Source organism: Spirillospora sp. NPDC047279 (assembly GCF_040643285.1).
GTDB lineage: Bacteria > Actinomycetota > Actinomycetes > Streptosporangiales > Streptosporangiaceae > Spirillospora.
In genome coordinates, this window is the sequence record NZ_JBEYUA010000005.1 from 119800 (window position 1) to 134682 (window position 14883).

Here is a 14883-nt window from a genome sequence, read left to right on the forward strand (position 1 = left end):
TGGGCCCGGCGGGCGCCGGGCCCAGGGGTGGTGATCATCAGGTGCGTCCGGATCACACGGCCGCCGCGACGAGCGGCAGGCCGGTGCGGGCGGTGGAGTCGTAGTCGTCGTCGACGGCCACGACGCGGCGTCCGGCCGCGGTCAGCAGCGAGGCGGCGATCGAGGCGCGGTACCCGGCCGCGCAGTGCACCCAGACCTCGCCGTCGGGCACCTCGTCCAGGCGGCTGGGCAGGTCGTGCAGCGGAACGTGGACGGCGCCGTCGATGTGGGACTCCTCCCACTCCAAGGCGCGGCGGACGTCCAGCACCGTGACCGGCCGGTGGTGCCGCACCGCGGCCAGCTCCGCGAAGGACGCGACAGGGAAGCCCGCGAGCTTCTCCCCGCCGGCCCACCGCCGCGGGCCGCCGGTTGCGGACGCGGCGGGCCGGTCGATGCCGATGCGCACCAGTTCCCGCTGCGCCGTCGCCACGTCCTCGGCCGTGTCGCCGAGCAGGGTCAGCGGCGTGCCCCACGGAATCAGCCAGCCCAGGTAGGTGGCGAAGGAACCGTCCAACCCGAAGTTGAGCGTGCCGGCCAGGTGCCCGGCCGCGAACGCCGTCCTCGAGCGCAGGTCCACCACCCACTCGCCGGCCTTGATCCGCCGCCGCAACTCGGTGGCGTCCGCGTGACGCGGCGCGGACAGGTCGGGACTTCCGGGCCCGGCGCTGTTGGCCGGTGCCATGTGCGCGTAGTAGGCGGGGTAGGCGTCCAGCCCGGTCAGCAGCGCCTCCACGTATGCCTCCTCGTCCAGGGTCAGGACGGGATTGCCGCGCTTCTCCCGCCCGATCGTCGAGGCATCGGAGTCCGACTGGGTGGCCGAGCAGAAGCTGCCGAACCCGTGCGTGGGAAACACCTGGGCGTCGTCGGGCAGTTCGCGGGCCAGCCGGTGCGCCGACCCGTACTGCGCGGACACCAGCGCCTGCGTGTGCGCGGGGCCGAGCAGGTCGGGCCGCCCGGTCGACCCGTACAGCAGCGATCCGCCGCTGAACACCGCCGGCGCACGGCCGGGCGCCTCCAGGACGTACGCCAGGTGCGTGAAGGTGTGCCCCGGCGTGGCCAGCACCCGCACCCGCATCCAGGCGCCCACCTCGATCACGTCGCCGTCGCGCACGGGCTCGTACTCGAACGCCACCTGGTCGTCCGCGTTGAGGTGATAGGCGGCCCCGGTGGCCCGCGCCAGCGCCAACCCCCCGGTCACATAGTCGTTGTGCACGTGCGTCTCGAACACGTCCACAACGGTCACGCCACGCTCGACGGCCAGGACCAGCACCCGGTCGATGTCACGCTGCGGATCGACCACGAACGCGACCTCGCCATCGGTCACGAAGTAGCTGCGGTCCCCCAGCGACGGAGTGTCGATCGGAACGATCTCGATCATTGTTCTCCCTCTCTCGCCTGGCCGGCCATCGCGCTCACGCGGTCCCCGCCGCGTACTCGTGCGGCTCCTGAGATACCCCCGGGGGTATCTGACAAGCACGGTATCCGACAGAGGACCTTTGGGGCAAATACCCCCCGGGGTATGCTGAAGGCCGCTGCGGTCACCGCGCGGCGCCAGGGTTCGAGAGCGTCAGGGGCCCACAGGGTCGGAAACCCGCCTACGCCCCGTCAGGGGCACCGGATCGGCGGTCCGGTGCCCCTGACGGTCTCCGACGTGCAAGCCCTCCCTCTCGGGCGTTCAGTCGGTGGTCTCGGACGTCGTCGCGAGGTGTGCCCGCCGGTCAGGATCGGTGTCGGTCTCCAGGCGGCGCCGCAGGTTCTGGAACTGGCGGAGCTGCATGATGAAGTGCGCGGGCTCGCCGGCGAGGACCGCGACGACGCGGTCGAGGACGCGGGGTTTGCCTCTCCCCCGGGTCCGCACCACGAGCCGCGTCCGGCCCTCGGGCAGCGGCTCCAGGTGGAAGGCCCAGATGCCCTCGGTGTAGGCGTACGGGTAGGTCTTCCTGGGGTCGAAGGGCTTGCCGCCGGGGATCTCGAGGTCGGCCCGCAGGATCAGGGTGCGCGGCTCGTCGAGCATCCCGACGGTGAACCACGACTGGCCGTTCGGCATGGTGATCATGCGATCGCCGACCTTGACGTCCTGCCAGCCGGGCACGATCCGCTCGGCGCTGGGCCGGCCGGCGTTGTCGAGCCGGTCCCAGCTGTACCAGCCGGCGCGATCGTGTCCCATCTGCACCAGCCAGGGCCACACCCGCTCAGGCGGAGCGGGCAGCGTCACGGCCATGGTGCTCTGTGCCGTGGCCTCGGAGACGAGGTCGTCCCCCGGGTACACCCGGGCCGCCTCCTCGTCCGTCGCACCCCAGCGCAGCAGTCGGGGCCGCACCAGCACCACGTACCCACCGGCGGCGAGAGCGGGCACGATCGCTCGATAACCGATCATGGTCGGTCCTCCTCGATCGATGGAGCCTGAACAGCCAGGACATCAGCACCGGCGGGCTGCTCCCAGGGGCGAAGGTCCATCAGGCGGGCCGAAGGTGCGAAGGACCTTCGCCTCTGCCTCCGGCGCACGCCACGAGCTTGACTGAAGAAGGACGTACCGCTCTGCTCGCGTGGAAAGGAGCAGGTCGATGAAGGTACTGGTGGGATACGCGAGCGCGCATGGCTCCACGCGCAGCATCGCGGCGCGCATCGCGCGACAGCTGGAAGAGGCGGGCGACGAGCCCGACGTCATGTCGATGGACGAGGTCACCGGCATCAACGGCTACGACGCGTTCGTCCTCGGCAGCGCCATCCATGACCGAGCCTGGCTCATCGAGGCTCGTGAATTCGTGACGAGCCATGGCGACACTCAACGCCGCCGGTCGAGCTCGCATGCTGGTGGTCGGTTCGCGCGGCGCGGGCGGCGTGCGCGGCCTCGTGCTCGGGTCGGTCAACCAGCATCTGGTCCGCCATTCGCCCTGCACCACGATCGTCACCCATGCGCCCACGCCGCACGGCCGGGCCGGCAAGGACGGTTCCCATGATCGTTAAAGAGGCCATGTCCGCACCCGCGATCAGCGTTCCGCGCACCGCCACGGTCCGGCAGGCGATCAGGGTCCTGCACGACCACCAGATCACCGCCGCACCCGTCGTCGGCGGTGACGGGCGCCTGGTCGGCATCGTCAGCGAGATGGACCTGCTGCGAGGCGAGTTCGAGCACGACCCCCGGGCCTTCGTGCGGCGGGTGGCGACGCCGGACGACCCGCCACCGCGATGGGTCGCGGAGGTCATGACGGAGGACGTGCGCACCGCCCGTCTCAACGGGGACGTCCGAGAGGTCGCCGAGATGATGATGGCGACCAGGATCAAGAGTGTGCCGGTGCTCGACGGCCAGCAGCTCGTCGGCATGCTCAGCCGTCGAGACCTCCTGGCGGTGCTGGCGCGCGGTGACGCGCGCATCCGCGACGACGTGCACGCCGCGCTCACCTCCCTGGTCCCCGACGCCGCGGATTGGGAGGTCCGCGTCCTGGACGGCGTCGTCGAGCTGCGAGGCGGAAGCCGTCCGCAGGCCGAGCCGATCCCCGAGCTCCTGGCCCGTACCGTTCCCGGGGTGGTCCGAGTCGTCGTGACCGACGAAACGGCCCAGCCCGACCAGGGTCGTTCCCGGCCGACGCAGTGACCGAAGCCCCGACGGCCGGGACCATCCGCCACGACCACGTGTTGGCGGCGGCCCTCGAGGCCGGTCAGTACCCCAGGTCTCGGCGGCGCAAGCCGACGTAGCCACCGATGAGAAGAACGGTGGCGACAATGCCGATGGTGAGAAGCGGTGTCGCGCTGAAGGTCTCGAGCGGCACCTCGGGGATGTGTGTGAACGGGGAGAGGCTCTGAGCCCATTCCGGGAGGTCGGTGGAGCCGGCGAAGACCGCTATGACGGCGCAGTAGCCGAAGGCCGTCCAGGCGATCGGGGCCGTGAAGCGGGGAAGCCATCCGAGCCCGAGGGCCGCCAGTCCGACCAGCAGCCATATCGCCGGAACGTGCACCAGAGCCACCGCCGTCAGCCGCGGGATCTGGGCGGGGTCGGAGACGCTGAACGCGTACGCCAGTCCCTCACCGAACCCGGCGACGGCCATCATGAGCGCGCTGCCGCCGAGCGCGACCAGGAGATGGCTCGCCAGCCAGGCACCCCGGCTCGTCGGGGTGGCGAGCACGGGTTCGGCGCGTCCGGAGGTCTCCTCGGCGCGCATGCGCACCACGCCGGTGATCCCGAAGGCCGCGGCGAGCAGCGCCATGATCGCGAGAGTGAGGGCCAGGAAGGAGTCGACGACGTTCGCGCTGCCGCCCAGGTAGTCGGCGATCTCCGGGTTGTCGGTGGCGAAGTCCTGGACGGAATCCACGAACGAGCCGTACGCCGCCGCCAGCAGGAACGCTCCGGCCGTCCAGCCGGCCAGCGCTCCGCGCTGGAGCCGCCACGCCAGCCCGTACGGCGATCCCAGGGACCAGCCGGCGGTGGCGCGTCCCGGACGGGCCGGAAGCAGACCCGCCCCGAAGTCACGCCGGTCCAGCAGCGCCAGGGCGGCCAGAAGAGTGATCACGGTGGCCGCGATGGAGAGCAGGAGCGGCCACCACCTGTTGTCGGAGTAGGGGAACGTGCGTTGCCCCCAGCCGATGGGCGATGCCCACGACAAGGCCCCGCCGCCGACGTCACCCGCGGCCCGCAGCATGTAGGAGACCCCCAGGGCGAGGGCCACGGCCCCGTACACTCCGCGCGTGCTCTGGAACACCTGGACCAACGCCGCGGTCAGCGTCGCGTAGACCAGGCCGAGGGCGGCGATCGCGGCGCCGACGAGCACGGACCCGCCGACCGGCAGGCCGGTTCCGACACCCGCGGCGAACACCAGCGTTCCCACGGCCACGTCGGCCAGGCCCGCCAGGCAGAGAGCTGCGATCAACGGAGCGTGACGTCCCACACGTGCCGACCGGATGAGCTCGGCTCGCCCTGTCTCCTCGTCGGAACGTGTGTTCCGGCCGACGAGGAACATGTTCATCAACGCCACGACGATCGCCAGATAGCCGAAGATCTCGAAGACGACCTCGCCGCCGATGGTGTCCAGCAGTTCGGTGGGGCCGCTCATCGCCACGATCGCGGTGTTACCGCCCATCGTCTGGCGGAGCTTCGCGAGATCCTCCGGGGTGCTGTAGAGGCTCTGGCTGCCCGCGGACTGGTAGCCGAACAGAACCGTGGCACCCAGCAGCCACCACACCAGCCCGCGCCGTTCCCGGCGAAGCAGGAAGCGCAGAAGAACACCGCTACCGGTCACCGTCCGAAGACTCCGTCGGGAAACGTGACCGGTCGTCGTCCCGGTCCGGCGCGTGTCGACGCTCACTGGAGTCCCTTTCCAGTCGCCGTCACGCCGCCTCCCCGGCCTCAGGGTCGGGCGCTTGGCCGTAGTGGCGGAGGAACAGCTCCTCCAGCGTCGGAGGCGTGCTGGTCAGACTGCGTACTCCCAGCTCGGACAGATGCCGGACCGCCGTGTCCAGGTGGGCGGTGTCGACGTCGAAACGGGCCTGCGTTCCGTTCAGAACGAGATCGTTCACACCCGGCCACTCCTCGATACCGCTGATCGGCCGCTCCGTCTCGACGGCGATGGAGGTGCGGGTCAGGTGGCGCAGTTCGCTGAGGGTGCCGCTCTCCACGGTCCGGCCAAGCCGGATGATGCTCACCCGGTCGCACAGCGCCTCCACCTCGGCCAGAATGTGGCTGGACAGCAGGATCGTCCGGCCGTTCCGGCGCATCTCCTCGACACAATCCCGGAACGCCGCCTCCATCAGCGGGTCGAGCCCGGACGTGGGCTCGTCGAGGAGCAACAACTCGGCGTCGGAGGCCAGAGCGGCGACCAAGGCCACCTTCTGCCTGTTCCCCTTGGAATAGGTCCGCGCCTTCTTGCGCGGGTCCAGGTCGAACCGTTCCAGCAGCTCGGCCCGGCGACGCCGATCCAGCCCGCCGTGCAGCCGCCCCATCAGGTCGATCACCTCGCCGCCGCTGATGCCCGGCCACAAGGTGACGTCACCGGGCACGTACGCCAGCCGGCCGTGGAGCTCGACCGCGTCGTTCCAGGGGTCACCGCCCAGCATCCGGACATCGCCCGCGTCCGCACGCAGCAGGCCGAGCAAGATCCGGATAGTGGTGCTCTTCCCAGAGCCGTTCGGCCCGAGGAAGCCGTGCACCTCCCCCGGCTCCACCTCGAGATCCAAGCCGTCGAGGGCTCGCGTCCGGCCGAACGACTTGACCAGACCGGCCACTGAGATCACGGGTGTCATCGTCACCGCCTAACGAGCACGAGGTCGCCCCCGGACCGGGTCGGCCCCAGGGATTCATCCGACCTGGGCACTTCACACTCCGACGGTTACAGCCTCGCTCGTCTCGAGAACCGACACCAGTGACCTTGGTCCCGGAACCAGTGGCGGAGAAGCGAGATCGCCATTCCGCCTGATCGACGTTCAGCCCGAGTTCCTTGCGGCGGTGTGCGGCTCTGCGGCCCAGATCGCCCGGACCGATCGCATGGGCGCTCATCCGCCGGCCCTTTCGCCGTGCGTCCCGGTGTCGGGGACGGCGACCTTCACGGTCAGGACGCCCTGGTCGTACTTGGTCCGGACGCGCTCGGGGTCGATGCCGGTGGGAAGGACCAGGGACCAGGTGAACGAGCCGATGCTCGGACGTTGCGCATCCTCACCCTCAGGTTCGTGACGCTCCGCATGGAGTCCCAGGACGTTGCGGGCGACGGTGATCTCCAGGTCTTCCGGGGCGAGGTCAGCGAGCTCGGCACGCACCACGTAATCGCCGTGCTCGATGCGGTGTTCGAGGCGGACCGGCATTCCGGCGGGCGTCCTGAGCACTACGAACGGCTCTTCCGGCCAGCCGCCCAGTTCGGGCAGCAGGCTCTTCGGCTCCAAGAACTCGAGCGTGCTCATGATGCCTCCTCAACAGTGAGAACCCCTTCGATCTCAGTGCACTCCGCGGCCGATCTCGTCGATAGGGACCGAATTCCCTGATGCGGGGACCGTCGGTCCTGAAACCGCCGACCGTTGCCCTGCTCCCTCACAGACCGAGGCTTTGGTGAGTCAGAGGGGACCTTCGTTGATGGCGGGGCCGACATATTCAGGGATCACGCCGGACCTTCGCCTCTGCATCGCACCCGCCGCCCTGTCCAGAGTGGAAACACGTGAGGGCGGATCGATGGTTGGAGGGAATCGTGCAGAACGGAGCCGGATTCGGCCACCAGACCGTGCACATCGAGCTGATGACGTCCATCGGCGTCAGTGAGACGGACGCTGCCGAGGCCCGTGAGGTCTTGGGCACGATCATGGAGGAGACCGCCGTCAGGGTGGCCCACGCCCAAATGACGCTGGCGATGCTTGCGGGACATGCGGTCTCCAAGCCTGCGCTGGTCTCGATGAGGGTCTACTTCGACGGCCATACGATCGACACTTGCGCCGCCGCTCGGTCAATGCGCGACGCGATAGGGCAGGCGGGCGAAGAGCTTCGAATCTCCCTGCGGCACGAGGCTTCCAAGGCCGGCATCTGAGCGGTACGGCGCGCTGCTGGGCGCCAGCCGTTCGATCGGCCAGGTGACAGGTGTTCAGAGGACGTCGAGGACGGCTGTGATCGGGCGGCGGGGTGCGGAGGGAGCGGGCGGGCCGTAGCCGAAGCGGATCACCGACTGGAGGTGCGTGCCCTTCTCGTACTCGGCCGGCTGCAAGCGCATGTCCTGCAGATCGAGCGGCTGGGTGAACAGAGAGGTCGCCACGCCGTGTGCGGTGGCCGTGAGCAGGACCCGCTGGAGCGCTTGACCGGCCATGAGCCAGGTTCCCGGGCCTTCACCCGCCGTGGCGAGGGCAGCCAGTTGCGGCATCCGTTCGAACCGCGCGCCGGGGCGGACGATGTGCCACCAGTCGAGGCCGAAGTCACGCATCGGGGGCTCGCCCGGACCCGGCCGGGGGGCGAACGCGTAGCGCGGCACTCCGTCGAGCCGGTGCCGGTCGGCGGTCCACAGGTCGAGCTCGTCCCGGTAGCCGGCGTCGGCGACAAGTTCCTGTTCGGCTTGCCGGATGACGTCCAGGACGCTGCGGGTGACATCGCGGCCGACGACCCACAGCCGGGCGCCTTCGGCCTCGGCGGCCATCGTCATTTCCTTCACGATCTCGCCGGGCACCTGCCGTTCCTCGAAGGGCAGGCGGTTGCTGCGCCGCCGGGCGATCGCTGTGAAGAGCGTGCTCTCCTCGGCCGACAGGACCACCGGGGCACCCGGCCGCACCTCGGCCAGCAGCGTGCCCCCGGACCGATCGGCGGTGATCGTCACCTCGGGGCGCCGCCCCGCGGCGACCATCGCCAGTCGCAGGTTGAGAAGCGCGGCGCCGCAACTGATCAGCATGGCCCTGCCCCGCGGGTCCAGGACCGTCAGGAGCCGTTCAGGCTCAGCGTGAAGTTCCAGGACGGAGCCAGGGCGCAGAACGAAACGCCACGGCTGGGTGTTGTGCACCGAAGGTGCCAGGACCGCTGCGGTCACCAGACCACGAACCGATTCAGGCCCTTCCAAAGGATTGGACATGACGCCCCCTTCATCTGCGACTTCCAGCCTTCTCCCGCGCCGCACCGGTCACCAGGGCCTTTGGTCCCCGCCGGCCGGCACGGCGGTCCCCCGGGCACTCGGTCACGAGGACGCCTTCCGTGCGACGACGACCGGGCAATGGGCGTGATGGACGACGCCGTGGCTGACCGAACCCAGCTGGAGGGACGGGACCGGCTTGCGTTCGTGCGCCCCCACCACGACGAGGTCGACCTCTCGGGAGATGTGCTCCAGAGCGGCCACCGGGTGGTCCTGTGGCGCCTCCTCGACGACCTCGACGCCCGGAAAACGCTTGCGGAAGGGAGCGTGGGCCTCGATGAGCTGCCAGCGGATGGCCTCTTCGAGCTGACGCTCGTCGATCCGGGCTCCGGCCTGGAGGAGGCGATCGGGGATCTGCCAGGCGTGCACCACACGGAGCCGAGCCCCGCGCGCGGCGGCCGCTTCGAAGGCGTGCTCAAGGGCGGTGGACTCCTCTCCCACCTCGATGCCCACGGCGACTTCGCCCTGAAGGGGCCTGGCCTCACCGCGGACGATGACGACGGGGGCGGACGCGTGCTGCGCGGTGCGCAACCCCACCGAGCCGAGGACCATGCTTCCGAAGCCGCCGAGCCCGCGGTGCCCTACCACGATCTCGAAAGCGCGGGCCGACCGTTCGCAGAGCGCGTGGACGGTCGGCTCGGCCACCATCTCGGAGGTGATCCGCAGCTCGGGCCGCCGATCACGGGCGAGCTTCTCGGCCGCGGTCAGGATCCCGCGGTTCAGGTCGGTGAGCGATCCGGTCCCGTCGGCTCCGTAGTACAGCGGAATCGAGTAGGCCCACGGTTCTTCCGCGCAGAGGATGTGCAGGGGACGCCCTCTCCGGACCGCTTCTTCGGCAGCCCATTGCACTGCCCGATCGGCGGATTCGGAGCCGTCGGTGCCAACGATGATCGGTTCGGACATCGTTTCTCTCCCTTGGTCCGGTCGGACGAATCGGCGCGGTCGGTACGCGGTCCGAGGACGGATGCGACCGAGCCGACCTTCGTCATGTCCTCAGCTTCGGTCGATCTACGTTCTCCGGCACCAGGCGGAGGTCACCCGGCGACGGGACCTTAGGCCCAAAGGGCGTCCATGCGTCAGCCGCTGCGGAGGACCTGCCTGACCTGCCTGGCCATCTCGAGGTCTTCCCGTGCCGTGCATTCAGTCCTCCTGGCACCGCCAGGGTCCGGGTGCCTGCTGCGGCCGGTGAGCGTTCAGTCCATCAAGGCATCGCGGCTAGGTTCAGGGGCGAAGGTCCCGATTGGTAGGGACCTCTCACACTGCATGCACGGGTTCTGGTGGCGGCAGGCTGGTGCCATGGAGATCGGCGCGCCGATCCGTCGGGCGAGGAGGCCGGGAATGGAACGCCGCAGACGACACCCACCCAGGCCCGTATCCTCGGGCGTGAGGCCGATGCGCACCGCGTTCTCCCCCACCGATCCGGCCGCGGTGAACGAGACCCACACCGGAATCGTGTTCTTCGCCGGCGACCGCGCCTACAAGATCAAGAAGCCGGTGGACCTGGGCTTCCTGGACTTCACGACCCGAGAGGCACGTGAGCACGCCTGCCATCGAGAGGTCGAGCTCAACCGGCGTTTCGCCCCCGACGTCTACGCCGGTGTCGCCGACGTGCACGGGCCGGACGGTGACGTCTGCGACCATCTCGTGGTCATGCGGCGCATGCCTGCGGAGCGTCGGCTCGCCGGTCTGGTGCGGGCGCGCCGCCCCGTTGACGATGCTCTGCGCGACATCGCCAGGACCCTGGCGGCGTGGCACGCCAGGGCGCCGCGCGGCGTGGAGATCTCGGCCGAGGGCACTCGAGATTCTCTCCGTGAGCGCTGGCAGGCGAGCTTCGATCAAGTGCGGCCTTTCCATGACGGCGCCCTCGACGCGGCTGTCGCCTCCGAAGTCGAGTGGCTCACGTTGCGCTTCCTTGCCGGGCGAGAGCCCCTCTTAGACGCCCGGATCGCAGACGGCCGGGTAGTGGACGGCCACGGGGATCTGCTCGCCCACGACATCTTCGTTCTGGACGACGGGCCCCGGATCCTGGACTGCCTGGAATTCGACGACCGCCTTCGCTACCTGGACGGCCTGGACGACGCCGCGTTCCTCGCGATGGACCTCGAACGCCTCGGCGCCCCCGGCCTGGCGGAGAAATTTGTCGGCTGGTACGCGGAGTACGCCGGTGACCCGGCTCCGCCCTCCTTGCGGCATCACTACGTCGCGTACCGGGCGTTCGTCCGTGCGAAGGTCGCATGCTTCCGGCACGCTCAGGGCGATTCGCGCGCCGTGGTCGAGGCCGCGAACCTGGCCGCCGTGGCGCTCCGCCACCTCCGCGCCGGCAGTGTCTCGCTGATCCTGGTCGGCGGGCTGCCCGGCACCGGCAAGTCAACGCTCGCCGGCGCCATCGCGGACCGGCTCGGAGCGACACTGATCGGCTCTGACCGGACCCGGAAGGAACTCGCGGGTCTCCCTCCGGGACGATCCGCCGCTGCGCCCTATGGGACAGGTCTGTACGACGCCGACTCGACCGGCCGCACCTACTCCATGCTGCTGGAACGTGCACAACGACTGCTTCAGTTCGGCGAGACCGTGGTCCTCGACGCGTCCTGGACCGACGCGAGCCATCGGGAGGAGGCGCAGTCGTCGGCATCGGCAGCCCATGCCGATCTGATCGCGCTGCGCTGCGACGCCCCCGCCGGGCTCACCGCCGAGCGCCTCCGCAACCGGCCACACGGAGCCTCCGACGCGACAGCCGTGATCGCCGCCGCCATGGCCGCCGACGCGTCCCCCTGGCCGGACGCCCATGTGATCGACACCAGTGGACCGATCGACAAGACGCTCGAACAGGCCTCCAGCGCCCTCCAGTCTCATGGCGTCACGATTCACGAACGTGAGAGCCGAACACCCGGCGCCGCTCGACGCTAGACCGGGACCTGCCAGACGAGGACCGTGCCCCCGCCTTCGCGGGCGCCGGCCGTGAAGGTGCCGCCGAGCTCGGCGGCGCGGGCTTCCATGTTGGCCAGGCCGCTTCGCCTGCCGCCCGAGGGAATGCCGATCCCGTCATCGTCGATCCTCAGGGTGAGGTCGTCGGCCACCTCGATGGCCACCGACGCCCTCCGCGCTTCGGCATGCCTGGTGATGTTCGAGAGTGCTTCCTGGACGACGGCGAGCAAGTGCCGGCCGGTGGTGTCGGAGACGCGGGTGTCGAGCAACCCGTCCAGCCGCACGGACGGAGCGAAGCCGAGACCCTCGGCCGCCTTGTCGATGACCTGGTGCAACCGCCCGCGCAAGGTGTGCTCGGCCTCGCTCGACGACGTCTGGAGCGCGAAGATGGACGAGCGGATCTGCCGGATCGTGTCGTCCAGATCATCGACGGCGCCCTGGACGCGGACCGCGACCTCCCGCTTTTCGGTGATCTTGATGGCGCTCATGAGCATCATCGCGGTGGCGAACAGCCGCTGGATCACGGTGTCGTGCAGGTCCTTGGCGATCCGGTCGCGGTCTTCCAGCAGGCCGAGCCGTTCGGCGTCCCTGCGCCGCTCGGCGAGTTCCAGTGCGATCTCGGCCTGCGCCGCGAACGCCTCGAGCAACCGCTGCGTCGCCGTCCCGAACGGGACGGCGCCCGGTGCCCTGGTCACCGAGATCACGCCGCGCGCTCTGGTGCCCGACCCCAACGGCACGATGAGCAACGGACCGATGTCCACGCTCGCAGGGAGATCGGCGCCCGCCGCCTCCGCGCTCCCGTCGTCCAATCGCCGCGGCACTCCGCTGCGATAGACGAGCGCGGAGGCCGTGCTCTCGATCGGGACCCGGCGCCCCCGGATCTCGTCGGCGCCCGCTCCGTCCGCGGCCACGATGACGAGGTCCTCGTCCGGCCCGTCGGCCACCGCCAGCACTGCCAGCGAGCCGTCGGCGATCTCACGCGTCCGCTTGATCACCAACTCGCTGACCTGCTGGGGATCGGTCCCCGAGAGCAGCGCGGTGGAGATCTCCGCCGACGCCTCCAGCCACCTTTCCCGCCGGCGCGTCTGCTCGTACAGGCGTGCGTTCTCGATCGCGACCCCGGCGGCGGTGGCCAGCGCGGTGACGACGATCTCGTCGTCCTCGTCGAACTCGCCGCCATCGCTCTTCTCGGTCAGGTAGAGGTTGCCGAAGACCTCGTCACGGATCCTGATCGGAACGCCGAGGAACCGGCGCATCGGAGGATGGTTCGCCGGGAATCCGTACGACTCCGGGTGTCCGGCGAGATCCGGCAGCCTCAGCCCGTGCGGCTCCTTGATCAGCAACCCGAGGATGCCATGGCCATGAGGCCAGTGCCCGATGGCCTCGATCTCCTCGTCCGTCACCCCGACCGTGATGAACTCGACCAGCCGTTCACCCTCCTCGGAGATCACGCCGAGTGCGCCGTATCTGGCATCCGCCAGCTTCGTCGCGGCCTCGATGATCCGGCGCAGGACGGCGGCGAGCTCCAGCTCGCCACCGATCGACACCACGGCCTCGAGCAGCGAATGCACCCTGTCCCGGGTGGCCCGTGCCGCCTCAAGACGCCCCTGCAACTCGAGCAGCAGATCGTCCAAGCGCAGGTGCGGCAGAACCAACCGTGCGCGCTCTTCGCCCGATGGATCCCTGAAGCCTGCTCTGCCGTCTCTTGGTGGATCCTCAGGCGCCACGCGCCCAGTATGTCTCGCTTCTACCTGGAGCGACAGGCAAAGGACCCTGGTCCCTGTGGCTCCAGACCACGTGTCACTAGAGTTCGATCAACGCCGCGCAAGGAGTGAGCGAAATGAACGCCTCGGACACCGGAGCGCCTCAGCCCATCCGTGTCTTCCTCACCGATGATCATGAGGTCGTCAGGCGAGGCGTCGCCGCGCTCCTGTCCGCCGAGGACGACATCGAGATCGTCGGCGAGGCGGGAACCGTCGCCCAGGCTCTCGCGCGCATCCCGGCCGCCCGGCCCCATGTCGCCGTCCTGGACGTCCGCCTGCCCGACGGTGACGGCATCTCCATCAGCCGCGAGATCCGCTCCCGGATGCCCGAGGTCGCCCGCCTGCGCGAGCACAGGGAGCGCGTCGATCCACTGGCGGCCCTGTCCGACCAGGAGCGGCAGATCCTCGACCTGATCGGCGAGGGCCTGACCTACCGCCAGATCGGCGACCGGATGTTCCTGGCGGAGAAGACCGTCAAGAACTACGTCTCCCAGATCTTCACCAAGCTCGGCCTGAGCCGCCGAACCCAGGCGGCGACCCTCGTCACCCGGCTCAAGGCCGAAGAGTCCGAACACCGGTGAACGCGCGAAACAAGACCTGACGTCCCTTCCATGCATCGACCGGGCGGGACTGAATCTCGAGATTCAGTCCCACCCGAACAGCGTCTTTGACACGCCGCGGTTCCCTCGGACCGCCAGGGAGGTTTCCGTCGACCCGGCGGACGGGTGCGGCCAGACCTCAGCGCGAGATGACGACCTTGAGGGCGCCGGTGTCGGCGGCGTTGGCGAACACCTCGTAGGCCTGCGGGAAGTCGTCGAAGCCGAAGTGGTGGGTGACGAAGCGAGACGACGCCGCCGCGCATCTCAAGGCGGGCGCACAGAAGGTGATCATCTCCGCGCCGGGCAAGGAGGTCGAAGCCACCATCGTGATGGGCGTCAACGACGAGGCCTACGACCCGGCACGGCACGCGATCGTGTCCAACGCCTCCTGCACGACCAACTGCGTGGCTCCGATGGCCAAGGTCCTGCACGACGCGTTCGGCGTGGCCAAGGGCTACATGACCACCGTCCACGGCTACACCAACGACCAGAACCTGCTCGACTCCCCGCACAAGGACCTGCATCGGGCCCGGTCGGCCGCCGTGAACCTCATCCCCACCAGCACCGGCGCCGCCCGATCCGTCGGCGTGGTGATCCCCGAGCTGGCCGGCCGGTTCGACGGCATGGCGCTGCGGGTGCCGATCGAGGACGGCTCGCTGGTCGACCTGGCATGCCTGCTGGAACGCCCCGCGTCCGCGGAGGAGATCAACAAAGCGTTCGCGGCTGCGGCGAAGGGGCCGATGGCCGGGATCCTCCGGTACAACACCCACCCGATCGTGTCGCGCGACATCATCGGCGACCCGGCCTCCTGCGTCTTCGACGCTCCGCTCACCCAGGCCAACGGCGACCTGGTGAAGATCTTCGGCTGGTACGACAACGAGTGGGGCTACACCTGCCGCATCGCCGACCTCATCGACCACATGACATCACCATCGTGGTCCTCCTGATTCCGCCTCATCGCTCAGCCATCGCGCCGAG

The 14883-nt window shown here is 69.6% G+C and carries 14 protein-coding genes and 2 pseudogenes; 7 read left to right on the plus strand and 9 right to left on the minus strand.

Going from position 1 to position 14883, the window contains the following annotated elements; genetic code table 11:
• Positions 1-52 precede the first annotated feature (52 nt).
• Both ABZ810_RS14205 and ABZ810_RS14210 read right to left on the minus strand, forming a co-directional pair.
• Positions 53-1417, minus strand: a complete 1365-nt coding sequence (locus tag ABZ810_RS14205; protein ID WP_358403039.1) for an MBL fold metallo-hydrolase — start codon at positions 1415-1417, stop codon at positions 53-55.
• A 297-nt stretch (positions 1418-1714) separates the two neighbouring features.
• A complete protein-coding gene (locus ABZ810_RS14210) occupies positions 1715-2416 on the minus strand; it encodes an SRPBCC family protein (RefSeq protein ID WP_358403041.1) in 702 nt (233 codons plus the stop codon).
• A 187-nt stretch (positions 2417-2603) separates the two neighbouring features.
• On the opposite strand from ABZ810_RS14210, the pseudogene ABZ810_RS14215 reads away from it, so the two are divergent.
• From ABZ810_RS14215 to ABZ810_RS14225, 3 genes and pseudogenes are all read left to right on the plus strand, one after another.
• Positions 2604-2834 (plus strand): annotated as a pseudogene (locus tag ABZ810_RS14215) (flavodoxin domain-containing protein); the annotation flags it as partial.
• Positions 2835-2847: 13 nt separating this feature from the next.
• Positions 2848-3006, plus strand: coding sequence for a universal stress protein (locus tag ABZ810_RS14220; protein WP_358403043.1), 159 nt, complete (start codon positions 2848-2850; stop codon positions 3004-3006).
• Entirely contained in the window at positions 2996-3634 is a 639-nt protein-coding gene (locus tag ABZ810_RS14225; protein ID WP_358403045.1) for a CBS domain-containing protein, read from the plus strand. The genes ABZ810_RS14220 and ABZ810_RS14225 overlap by 11 nt, the downstream gene beginning before the upstream one ends.
• 64 nt (positions 3635-3698) lie before the next feature.
• On the opposite strand, the gene ABZ810_RS14230 is transcribed toward ABZ810_RS14225, so the two are convergent.
• From ABZ810_RS14230 to ABZ810_RS14240, 3 genes are all read right to left on the minus strand, one after another.
• Complete coding sequence (locus ABZ810_RS14230; RefSeq protein WP_358403047.1) at positions 3699-5273, minus strand: ABC transporter permease; 1575 nt, start codon at positions 5271-5273, stop codon at positions 3699-3701.
• Positions 5274-5361: 88 nt separating this feature from the next.
• Positions 5362-6273: an ABC transporter ATP-binding protein gene (locus ABZ810_RS14235; RefSeq protein ID WP_358403049.1), complete on the minus strand. Its 912-nt coding sequence runs from the start codon at positions 6271-6273 to the stop codon at positions 5362-5364.
• Between the two features lie 249 nt (positions 6274-6522).
• Entirely contained in the window at positions 6523-6924 is a 402-nt protein-coding gene (locus tag ABZ810_RS14240; protein WP_358403050.1) for an Hsp20/alpha crystallin family protein, read from the minus strand.
• Between the two features lie 281 nt (positions 6925-7205).
• Here ABZ810_RS14240 and ABZ810_RS14245 point away from each other — a divergent pair, with 281 nt between their 5' ends.
• On the plus strand, positions 7206-7538 hold the full coding sequence (locus ABZ810_RS14245; protein WP_358403052.1) for a hypothetical protein: 333 nt from the start codon (positions 7206-7208) through the stop codon (positions 7536-7538).
• 54 nt (positions 7539-7592) lie between these two features.
• Here ABZ810_RS14245 and ABZ810_RS14250 read toward each other — a convergent pair whose 3' ends face one another.
• Both ABZ810_RS14250 and ABZ810_RS14255 read right to left on the minus strand, forming a co-directional pair.
• A complete protein-coding gene (locus tag ABZ810_RS14250) occupies positions 7593-8384 on the minus strand; it encodes a hypothetical protein (protein ID WP_358403054.1) in 792 nt (263 codons plus the stop codon).
• Between the two features lie 279 nt (positions 8385-8663).
• Complete coding sequence (locus ABZ810_RS14255; RefSeq protein ID WP_358403055.1) at positions 8664-9521, minus strand: universal stress protein; 858 nt, start codon at positions 9519-9521, stop codon at positions 8664-8666.
• Between the two features lie 393 nt (positions 9522-9914).
• Here ABZ810_RS14255 and ABZ810_RS14260 point away from each other — a divergent pair, with 393 nt between their 5' ends.
• Positions 9915-11525 carry an AAA family ATPase gene (locus ABZ810_RS14260; protein ID WP_358403057.1) on the plus strand — a complete coding sequence of 537 codons (1611 nt, stop codon included), beginning with the start codon at positions 9915-9917 and terminating at the stop codon, positions 11523-11525.
• Here the strand turns inward: ABZ810_RS14260 and ABZ810_RS14265 are convergent.
• A complete protein-coding gene (locus ABZ810_RS14265) occupies positions 11522-13198 on the minus strand; it encodes a GAF domain-containing protein (RefSeq protein WP_358403059.1) in 1677 nt (558 codons plus the stop codon). The two genes, ABZ810_RS14260 and ABZ810_RS14265, sit on opposite strands and share 4 nt — an antisense overlap.
• A gap of 185 nt (positions 13199-13383) precedes the next feature.
• On the opposite strand from ABZ810_RS14265, the gene ABZ810_RS14270 reads away from it, so the two are divergent.
• Positions 13384-13887 (plus strand): response regulator transcription factor, encoded by a 504-nt coding sequence (locus tag ABZ810_RS14270; RefSeq protein WP_358403061.1) that lies wholly within the window; start codon positions 13384-13386, stop codon positions 13885-13887.
• Between the two features lie 157 nt (positions 13888-14044).
• Here the strand turns inward: ABZ810_RS14270 and ABZ810_RS14275 are convergent, their stop codons facing one another.
• On the minus strand, positions 14045-14197 hold the full coding sequence (locus ABZ810_RS14275; RefSeq protein ID WP_358403666.1) for a hypothetical protein: 153 nt from the start codon (positions 14195-14197) through the stop codon (positions 14045-14047).
• Between ABZ810_RS14275 and ABZ810_RS14280 the strand changes: the two are divergent.
• Positions 14151-14852, plus strand: a pseudogene (locus ABZ810_RS14280) (type I glyceraldehyde-3-phosphate dehydrogenase); the annotation flags it as partial. The gene ABZ810_RS14275 and the pseudogene ABZ810_RS14280 overlap by 47 nt on opposite strands.
• Between the last annotated feature and the right edge of the window lie 31 nt (positions 14853-14883).

What these genes read in the sequence shown, in the direction of transcription:
- ABZ810_RS14210 (WP_358403041.1), bottom strand. Translation starts at nt 2,416, where the DNA reads ATGATCGGTTATCGAGCGATCGTGCCCGCTCTCGCCGCCGGTGGGTAC.
- ABZ810_RS14235 (WP_358403049.1), bottom strand. Translation starts at nt 6,273, where the DNA reads ATGACACCCGTGATCTCAGTGGCCGGTCTGGTCAAGTCGTTCGGCCGG.
- ABZ810_RS14255 (WP_358403055.1), bottom strand. Translation starts at nt 9,521, where the DNA reads ATGTCCGAACCGATCATCGTTGGCACCGACGGCTCCGAATCCGCCGAT.
- ABZ810_RS14260 (WP_358403057.1), top strand. Translation starts at nt 9,915, where the DNA reads ATGGAGATCGGCGCGCCGATCCGTCGGGCGAGGAGGCCGGGAATGGAA.
- ABZ810_RS14275 (WP_358403666.1), bottom strand. Translation starts at nt 14,197, where the DNA reads ATGATCACCTTCTGTGCGCCCGCCTTGAGATGCGCGGCGGCGTCGTCT.
- ABZ810_RS14250 (WP_358403054.1), bottom strand. Translation starts at nt 8,384, where the DNA reads ATGCTGATCAGTTGCGGCGCCGCGCTTCTCAACCTGCGACTGGCGATG.
- ABZ810_RS14270 (WP_358403061.1), top strand. Translation starts at nt 13,384, where the DNA reads ATGAACGCCTCGGACACCGGAGCGCCTCAGCCCATCCGTGTCTTCCTC.
- ABZ810_RS14205 (WP_358403039.1), bottom strand. Translation starts at nt 1,417, where the DNA reads ATGATCGAGATCGTTCCGATCGACACTCCGTCGCTGGGGGACCGCAGC.
- ABZ810_RS14240 (WP_358403050.1), bottom strand. Translation starts at nt 6,924, where the DNA reads ATGAGCACGCTCGAGTTCTTGGAGCCGAAGAGCCTGCTGCCCGAACTG.
- ABZ810_RS14225 (WP_358403045.1), top strand. Translation starts at nt 2,996, where the DNA reads ATGATCGTTAAAGAGGCCATGTCCGCACCCGCGATCAGCGTTCCGCGC.
- ABZ810_RS14220 (WP_358403043.1), top strand. Translation starts at nt 2,848, where the DNA reads ATGCTGGTGGTCGGTTCGCGCGGCGCGGGCGGCGTGCGCGGCCTCGTG.